The organism is Streptomyces sp. NPDC059909, from assembly GCF_042730885.1.
Classification (GTDB): Bacteria; Actinomycetota; Actinomycetes; order Streptomycetales; family Streptomycetaceae; genus Streptomyces.
In genome coordinates, this window is record NZ_JBHWKX010000020.1 from 107,407 (window position 1) to 115,600 (window position 8,194).

Genomic DNA, 8,194 nt, shown 5'->3' on the forward strand with positions numbered 1-8,194 from the left:
GTCTTGGGCAACCAAAGAAAAACCACCAAAAAAAAAACAAAGAAAGGAAAAAACGACCCCGTTGGGGGCACCCTCCCACCCTGGGGGTTTCCGTCCGGGACCCCCCCCCCCGCCCGGGCGCGCCCTCAGCCGGCCAGGGCGGAGACGAACAGGGCGACGGAGAACGCGACCCGAGTCGACGACCCGATCCCGTCCCGCCCTGGCGACGCCGGTGACCGTGGTGCCGTAGCGGACCTGGTCACCGATGACGTCGGCGAGCGACTGGGGGTACCGCTCGGCCGCGTGTGTCATGAGCGCCACCACAAGGCCGGTGTGACGACACCAACTGTTCGCCTCAACTTCGCCTTGGGATTGCCCAGATCACTGAACATCCAAATGTCCGGCAAAGTGGCATCGGCGCGCCGATCCGCCCCGCGCCCCAGCATCGCGGTGGCCGGCATGCCATCACAGAAGACCAGGAGTGCAGCGTGCAGCATCGACGCGCGGAGCGCAGACGATTCCTCCCGATGGCGGCGGCTGTCGCTGTGGCCGCGTGTGCGGGGGCCGGCGCCGCGGTGTTCGTCGTCAGCGAGCTCGGCGACTCCGCGGACGCGAAGGATCACGCCGTCACTACGCCTGCACCCTCTGCCCGTATCGCGTGTACCGAACAGGGACTGGTGGCCGGCTCCGGTTCGTCGGCGCAGAAGAACGCGATGGAGCGCTGGATCAAGGAGTACCAGCGGGCGTGTCCGTCGGTGAAGATCGCCTACAACCCTCTCGGCTCCGGCGCCGGAGTTGCCCAGTTCATGCGCCAGGCCACCGCTTTCGGCGGCAGCGACGGCGCGTTGAAGCCCGCGGACGTCGAGCGGTCGAAGGCGCTGTGCCCGGGCGGCAAGGCGATCGATCTGCCGATGGTCGGTGGTCCGATCGCCATCGGCTACAACCTGTCCGGCGTGGACGATCTCGTGCTCGACGCCGAGACACTGGCGAAGATCTTCGACTCGGAGATCACCAACTGGTCCCACCCGGCGATCAAGAAGCTCAACCCGGGGGCCCGGCTCCCCGACCAGCCGATCCAGGCGATCCATCGCTCCGACGACTCGGGCACGACGCAGAACCTCAACGCCTATCTGTCGGGTGCCGCCGCTGACGCATGGCCGTACCCGAAGGAGAAGGCCTGGCAGGGCAAGGGCGGCCATTCCGCGGCCGGTTCCGACGGGGTGGCGACCGGTGTGCGCAACGCCGAGGGGACGATCGGCTACTTCGAGCTCTCCTTCGCCACCAAGCTCAAGATCCCCACCGTCAGGATCGACACCGGGGCGTCACAGCCCATCGAGGCCAGCCCCGAGACCGCATCGGCCGGCATCGCCGACGCCGAGGTCGTGGGCAAGGGCGACGACCTGACGCTGAAGTTCGACTACGCGACGAGCGCCGAAGGCGCCTATCCCATCGTCCTGGTCACCTACGAAATCGTCTGCGACAAGGGCAATCGGCCGGAGACGCTGCCGGCGTTGAAGTCATTCCTCACGTACACGGCCAGCGAGGAAGGACAGAAGATCCTTCCCAGCATTCACTACGCGCCGCTGCCCGAGAACGTCGCCGTCAAGGTCCGGCAGGTCATCGACACACTGTCCTGAGAGGCGCGCCCCTCAACGGCGCAGCAGTTCGGCGATCGCGCGGGCGGCGTCCCGCGCGGGGCGGCCGACGCCGATGAGGGTGGCCGAGGCGGGGCCGGTCCAGTCGCCGTAACCGAGGAGGTGCAGGCGAGGTTCCCCGATCGCCCGGGTGCCGGCGGTGGGGATGCGGCCGCGTGGGCCGCGCAGGCCGACCGGTGCCAGGTGGGCGACCGTGGGGCGGTAGCCGGTGCACCGGACGACGGCGTCGGCCTCGGCGCGGGTGCCGTCGCCCCATGCGACTCCGCCGGTGGTGAGCCGGGCGAACATGGGCGAGGTCACGACCACCTGCGCCTGTCGGGTCATGCTGGGGGCCGGGCCTCAGCAGTGCGGCCGCGCATGAAGACGAGCGCCACGAGCCCCAGCCCCACGACGGCACCCGCGAGCTGGGCGGCGACGAAGCCCGGGACCGATGCGGGGGCGATGCCCGCGAAGGTGTCGGTGAACGCGCGGCCGATCGTCACCGCCGGGTTGGCGAAGGACGTGGACGAGGTGAACCAGTAGGCCGCGCCGATGTACGAGGCGACCGCGACCGGCGCGAAGCGGAGCCGGTCGGTGCGAGCCAGGCCGAAGATCAGCAGGACGAGGCCCGCGGTGGCCACGACCTCGCCCAGCAGCAGGTGTCCGGCCGAGCGGTCGTGCGTGGACCACTTCACGAGCGGCTCGCCGAACATCGCGTCTGCGAGGATCGCGCCCATGACCGCGCCGGCGATCTGCGCGGGTACGTACACGGCCGCTTCGCGCGCGGTGACGCCTGCGCCGGCGCGGCGGGTGGTCCACCACTCGGCCAGGGTGACGGCGGGGTTGAAGTGGGCCCCGGAGACCGGGCCGAGCAGGGCGATCAGTACGCCGAGCCCGAAGACCGTCGCGAGGCTGTTGGCCAGGAGCTGGAGGCCGACGTCCTGGGTCAGCCCGGTCGCCTGGATGCCGGAGCCGACCACGACCGCGACGAGGGCGGCGGTGCCGACGAGTTCGGCGGCGGCCCGGGCGACCAGCGGGGCAGGGGGCGGGGTCGCGCCCGGGGCGGGGTGCGGTTCGGCCAACGGCTCGCCGGACTCCGCAGGGGTTGCGGGTACGGCCTCAGCGGTGCTCAACAGGGCTCCTCGATGCGTGCGGTCATGCGTGCAGTCGTGCGTGCGGTCGCGACGGACGCGGCGGGCGCGGCGGTCAGGGCGCGCCGATCACGTGCGCGGCGATCAGGGGTTCCGCAGTCAGGTGGCACCGTGATCAGGTGCCCTGCTGTCAGGGGCAGGAGCGCTTGACGTCGGCCTCGGCGGCGGCCCGGGCCGTGGCCGCGAGTTCGGCGAACGATCCGGCCAGGGACTCGATGACGTCCGGTCGCAGCTTGTAGTAGGTGAAGCGCCCGCACGGCTCCGTCTCCACGACACCGGCCTCGCGCAGGACCCGCAGATGGTTGGAGAGGTTGGTCTGCCTGGCCCCGGTCTCCTCCACGAGGTGCGTGGTGCAGAGGGTCTCGTGGGCGAGCAGGGTCACGATCTGGAGCCTGAGCGGGTCGGCCAGCACCCGGATCAGTTCAGTGTCGACTGACGTCATCATGGGCTGATACTGTCACATCCGTGGTGGCTGACACCATCACGGACCGACGTCATGCCTGCCTGATGCGTCGTGCGACATTCCCCATGAGACAAGTGAGACTTCCGATGGCCGAGAAGCCCTCTGTCCTGTTCGTCTGCGTCCACAACGCCGGCCGCTCCCAGATGGCCGCAGGCTGGCTGACCCACCTGGCCGGCGACCGTGTCGAGGTCCGCTCCGCGGGCTCCGCCCCCGCCGGCCACGTCAACCCGGCCGCGGTCGAGGCCATGCGCGAGGTCGGCATCGACATCTCCGCCGAGACCCCGAAGATCCTGACCGTCGACGCGGTCAGGGAGTCCGACGTCTGCATCACCATGGGCTGCGGCGACACCTGCCCGGTCTTCCCCGGCAAGCGGTACCTGGACTGGAAGCTGGACGACCCGGCCGGCCAGGGCGTCGAGGCCGTACGCCCGATCCGTGACGAGATCAAGGCGCTCGTCGAGGTCCTGATCGAGGAGATCGCGCCGGCGAAGTCCGCATAAGTAGAAGGCATGGCTGTGCACGCGGTACGGGCGCGAGTTCTCGCGGCAGACGGTCGAGGCGTACGTCGACGACTGCGCGCTGCTGCTGAGGGGGCTCACCGAACGGCGGGAGCGGACCCGATGACCACCACTCGTGCCCACGCGGGCGGCGAGTCCGGAACGTAATCGGGATCGCCCTCGTCCCACGAGCCGGCTGCATGATGCCGAGGGAACAGACCCACCACCGTCCGGCACGGTGGTCGCGTGCTCGGCCAGGGTGTCTGTCCGTCGGTCAGGACCACGATGACATCGGGTCGGGGCTGTGATGTGAGCGCCTTGGCGAAGCCCGTACGCAAGTCCGTACCGCCACCGCCCAGCAGTGGTATTCCCTCACCGCGGCACAGCGGGTGCACGATCCGGGCCGCCGCGTCGCACGGCACCACGGTGACCAGGTCGCGACGGCCGCCCACGGCACGGGAGATAGCGGCGACTTCGAGGATCGCGCTGCCCAGTTCGGCGTCGCTGACCGACCCGGATGTGTCGACGACCACGGAGACCCGGGGCGGCCTGCGCCGCAGGCTCGGCAGAATGGCGCCGGGCACCCCGGCCGAGCGCCGCGACGGCCGGCCGTAGGTGTAGTCCTCGCCCGCGCCCGGGCCGGAGGCCGCCGAGCGGACCGCCGCTCCCAGCAACTCCCGCCATGGCTGGGGCGGATGGAACGCCTCCTCTGCCCACCGCTGCCACCCCTTCGGTGTCTTCCCCGGACGGCCCGTGATGGCCTGCGCCACCCGGAACCGGACCGCGTCCCGTTCCTGCTCGCTGAGGCCGTGCGCGCCGTCCGGTCCCAGGTCCCACTCCCGTTCCAGTCCGTCGGCGCCGCTGCCGCAGTCCAGCCAGGCGGCGCTCAGCGTGAGGGGCTCGATCCGAAGCCTGCGCAGGTAGTCCTCCATGAGCCACCCCTCGGGAAGCCCCAGGGATCTCGGCCGCACAGCGCCCTTGGGCCGGACCAGCCCATCGCCGAACACGTCGTCGTTGATCTCGCAGTCCGCGGCGATGTTCATCCGCAGCCGTTCCCCCGCGCCGGTCGACTCCCGCTCCCGCGCGACCCGGTCACTGCGCCCGTGGTGGTCGCGAAGGAGGTGCGAGACCTCATGCACCCATACCCCGGCGAGTTCCTCGACCGGCGTCCGATCCACGAACGCCGGCGAGACATAGCACCGCCAGTACCGGTCGACGGCCATCGTCGGTACCCGCCGCGACTCCACGGCGTGCAGGGCGTACAGCGCCGTCGCCAAGTAGGGCCGGACCCGGGCGGCGTGCAGTCGGGCGGCGAAGAGCTTGTCGAGGTCCAGTGCCCCCGGTGCGTCCTGGATCACCGGCCGGCCTTCGCGGCGACCGCGGTCCGGGCCACCGCGTGGTCCGCTCGCCGGGACAGGGACACCACTCCGGCGAGTTGCTCGATCGATGCCGGGACGTCCCAGTCCTCCCGGCGCAGCGTGGCGAGGGTGGTCGCGGGGACGACCACCAGGTCCGGGGCCCCGGTCTCCACGGCCCGGACCAGAAGCGCCCACGCCGCGTCCCAGCGGGACTTCTCCGGGCGCTTGCGGACCGCGTCCACCACACCGTCGAGCACGGCCTGGCGCAGATCCCCGCGCTCGGGCAGGGCGGCCCCCGCCGGGTCGGCGAGCAGCATCTCGGGGTCCGGGAGGTCCATCCGGTCCAGGCCGGCCAGCAGCTCCAGCCCCGGACCGTCTCCCACGGTGCCCCTGACCAGCAGGGAAAGTACCTCCCGGGAGGAGCCGGCCGCGGTCGCGAAGGCGATCAGGCACAGGGCCATCTCCCAGCTCCGGGGTGACGGCCATGCGCCGCCCCGGCGCGCTTCACTGCTGGGCAGTTGGTGCACGAGTTTGGGGCGGGCGGTGAGGAGCCCGCACACCGCGCGGCGGGCGAAGTCCACGGCTTCCGACAGCTTCCCCGGGTCGAGCCGTGGCAGGGTCGCCCGGGGCCAGGTCCCACCGAGGCCGCGTACGACGACCTCGTGGTCGTGGGTCCACTGAAGGTGAACGAATCGGTTGGCCAGAGGCGGGCTCAGCTCCCAGCCGTCGGCCGCCGAGGAGCGCGGGTTGGCGGCGGCCACGATCCGGACCCCGGGCGGCAGTTGGAGGGCGCCGATCCGCCGCTCGAGGACGAGGCGGAGCAGCGCGGCCTGAACGGCCGGAGGCGCGGTGGACAGCTCGTCGAGGAACAGCAGCCCGCGGCCGGCCCGTACCAGGCGCACGGCCCAGTCCGGCGGGGCCATCGGGACACCGTGTTCCGCGGGATCGTCGCCGATGATCGGCAGCCCCGAGAAGTCGGACGGCTCGTGCACACTCGCGATCACTGTGGTCAGCGGAAGGTCCAGGGCCGCGGCAAGCTGTGTCAGGGCCGCGGTCTTGCCGATCCCCGGCTCACCCCACAGCAGCACGGGCAGGTCGGCTGCCACGGCCAGAGTCAGGGCCTCCAGTTGTATGTCGGGGCGCGGTTCGGTGGTGGCGTCGCGCAGCAGGGTCAGCAACTCGCCTGCGACGTCGAGCTGGGAGGCGTGGACCGGGTCGGAGGGGGTGCCGGTGGCAGCGAACGGGGTGTATGTGGGCATATGTGATCACCTATGGGTTCGTGGTGAGCCGAGTGGGTGCAGGGGGACGGAGGTCCCCGGGTCAGCGAGAGGTCGCGTGGCGCGGGTGTGAGCGGTGGTCGCGGCGACGGCGACGATCCGGGCGGATGCGGCCGGGTCCGGGTCCGATCAGACCCGACCTGTACAGCCCGTAGGTGATCCGCCGCAGCGCCGCCGTCTCCAGCTCGTCCCGCAGAGCGCCGGTGCGCAGCAGTGCGTCGGGGCCCAGCAGGCCCTCGACGACGGCCAGCGCACCGGCGGTGTCGCCATGGTCCAGGCGTTCGCGGACGCCGGTGAGGCAGTCCGGATGACGGTGCGCCTCGTCGATCGCCCGCAGGCAGGGAAGCGGAGTACCGGTCAGCGCGGCCAGCAATTCCTCCCGCCGGACCTCGGCCGGGTCATGGTCCAGCGGGACCAGTACCCCGTTGACCAGGCCGATGCGGTGCTGAGCTCCCCGGCACTCCACGAGGCGCGGCTGCCCTGCCCGGTCCGGCACCCGGGGCGGACCGAGCGGCGAATGATCGGGTACGAGTGCCGGGACGACCAGTGGGTGCAGCCGATCGACCTCGATCGAACCGGTGCGGATCAGTTCCAGGTCGGGCAGCACCCAGGTCGCCGCGTCGGGCAGGACGGGCAGCGCGGAGGAGCCACCGTCTGCCGACGCCGCCGCGATCCGCAATGCGGGCGGCGCCACGCCGTCCCTGTCCTCGACCAGGTCCAGAACCAGCCGACGCCGGGCTCCGAACCGCACGGTGACAGAACCGGTGGACCGCCCTTCGGCGTGGAGCAGAATCCCCGCCTCGGCCGCCCACCGGTCAACGGCGCAGCGGTGCCCTTGCGGCACCGTCTCCGGCAGTTCCGGGTCCGGCACGGGGCGGGCGTCGGCGGGCAGACGATCGGCCCCGGACCGGATCCGCAGCTCATCGGTCCTGCGGGCATCCCAGAGGTGGCGGTGCAGATCGAGGCGGAACCGCTGGTGGGGACGGGGGTGCGGATGCCGGGAGGCGCCGGCTTCGGAAGGGGTTCCGTCCCACAGCGCGAGGCTGATCCGCTGACCGGCATCCGCCCAGGCCGGCGGCGTCCGGGCCACGAGGTGCACCGGGCATGCGCCGTCACGCCCCGCGGCGTCGTACCGAGCCAGGGAGATGGTCAGACCTGGGCGCAGCAGCCCGTTGGGAGCGATCCTCGGCATGTGCCAGCGCAACAGGTCAGGCGCCAGATGACGGAGATCGGCCCGGACCCGGGCTGCGAGTTCCTGGCCATGGCTACGCACCACGGCATGAAGATTGAGATCGACATCGACACCTGCGGCGGCGCACGCCCCCGCCCAGTCCCCGACGCATCGGCGGGCGGTCGCAGTGTCGATCATGGACGGCGGCACGGCGAACTCACGCACGCGCAGCCAGAAGGAAAGGCGGGAATCCCCATTCGCGGTCTGAGTGAGCATCAGCACTCACCTTGCGCGGATGGGACCCCCAATCTGTCAAAAGAATGAGTCATCATCACGGTGATCGTATCGCTCCTCACCCCGATCCGCCAGGCGCCCCGGACGGTGCGCTTCTGACGTCGTGACCGTCTGCGAGACGTCTACAGGTGGTCGTTCCCGTGGCGGAGCAGGAGATTCACCACGTACGAACTGGCCTTGTCACAGGGAAGTTGAGGCCTCTCGACGCGCCGGCACGACGACAACCACAGGCTCGGGGGGGGGGGGGGGTTTGTTGTTTTTCTGGGGGGGAGGGGGGGTGGGGGGGGGGGGGAGTGGAAGGGGAGCGCCCCCCCCCCCCGGCGACACACGCAAGGAGAGACATGGGGCTTCGCGCACAGGTAAGGACCCG

At 71.3% G+C, this 8,194-nt stretch carries 7 protein-coding genes and 1 pseudogene; 2 read left to right on the plus strand and 6 right to left on the minus strand.

Features of this window, described 5'->3' with window-relative positions; all coding sequences use genetic code 11:
* The first annotated feature begins 506 nt into the window (after positions 1 to 506).
* A complete protein-coding gene (pstS, locus tag ACFV9O_RS16425; RefSeq protein WP_385417941.1) occupies positions 507 to 1,616 on the plus strand; it encodes a phosphate ABC transporter substrate-binding protein PstS in 1,110 nt (369 codons plus the stop codon).
* Positions 1,617 to 1,628: 12 nt separating this feature from the next.
* Here the strand turns inward: pstS and ACFV9O_RS16430 are convergent.
* From ACFV9O_RS16430 to ACFV9O_RS16440, 3 genes and pseudogenes are all read right to left on the minus strand, one after another.
* A pseudogene (locus tag ACFV9O_RS16430) lies at positions 1,629 to 1,928 on the minus strand (pyridine nucleotide-disulfide oxidoreductase); the annotation flags it as partial.
* 26 nt (positions 1,929 to 1,954) lie between these two features.
* Positions 1,955 to 2,746 (minus strand): aquaporin, encoded by a 792-nt coding sequence (locus ACFV9O_RS16435; protein WP_385417913.1) that lies wholly within the window; start codon positions 2,744 to 2,746, stop codon positions 1,955 to 1,957.
* Between the two features lie 148 nt (positions 2,747 to 2,894).
* Positions 2,895 to 3,209, minus strand: a complete 315-nt coding sequence (locus ACFV9O_RS16440; RefSeq protein WP_385417915.1) for an ArsR/SmtB family transcription factor — start codon at positions 3,207 to 3,209, stop codon at positions 2,895 to 2,897.
* A gap of 104 nt (positions 3,210 to 3,313) precedes the next feature.
* Between ACFV9O_RS16440 and ACFV9O_RS16445 the strand changes: the two genes are divergently transcribed.
* A complete protein-coding gene (locus ACFV9O_RS16445; protein WP_385417918.1) occupies positions 3,314 to 3,727 on the plus strand; it encodes an arsenate reductase ArsC in 414 nt (137 codons plus the stop codon).
* 95 nt (positions 3,728 to 3,822) lie between these two features.
* Here ACFV9O_RS16445 and ACFV9O_RS16450 read toward each other — a convergent pair whose 3' ends face one another.
* The 3 genes from ACFV9O_RS16450 to ACFV9O_RS16460 form a co-directional block, all read right to left on the minus strand.
* Positions 3,823 to 5,082 (minus strand): VWA-like domain-containing protein, encoded by a 1,260-nt coding sequence (locus ACFV9O_RS16450; RefSeq protein WP_385417921.1) that lies wholly within the window; start codon positions 5,080 to 5,082, stop codon positions 3,823 to 3,825.
* The gene (locus ACFV9O_RS16455) at positions 5,079 to 6,341 is read right to left on the minus strand and encodes an AAA family ATPase (protein WP_385417924.1); all 1,263 of its coding nucleotides are present in this window, start codon (positions 6,339 to 6,341) and stop codon (positions 5,079 to 5,081) included. The genes ACFV9O_RS16450 and ACFV9O_RS16455 overlap by 4 nt, the downstream gene beginning before the upstream one ends.
* Positions 6,342 to 6,402: 61 nt before the next feature.
* Positions 6,403 to 7,806, minus strand: coding sequence for a hypothetical protein (locus tag ACFV9O_RS16460; protein ID WP_385417927.1), 1,404 nt, complete (start codon positions 7,804 to 7,806; stop codon positions 6,403 to 6,405).
* Positions 7,807 to 8,194 lie beyond the last annotated feature (388 nt).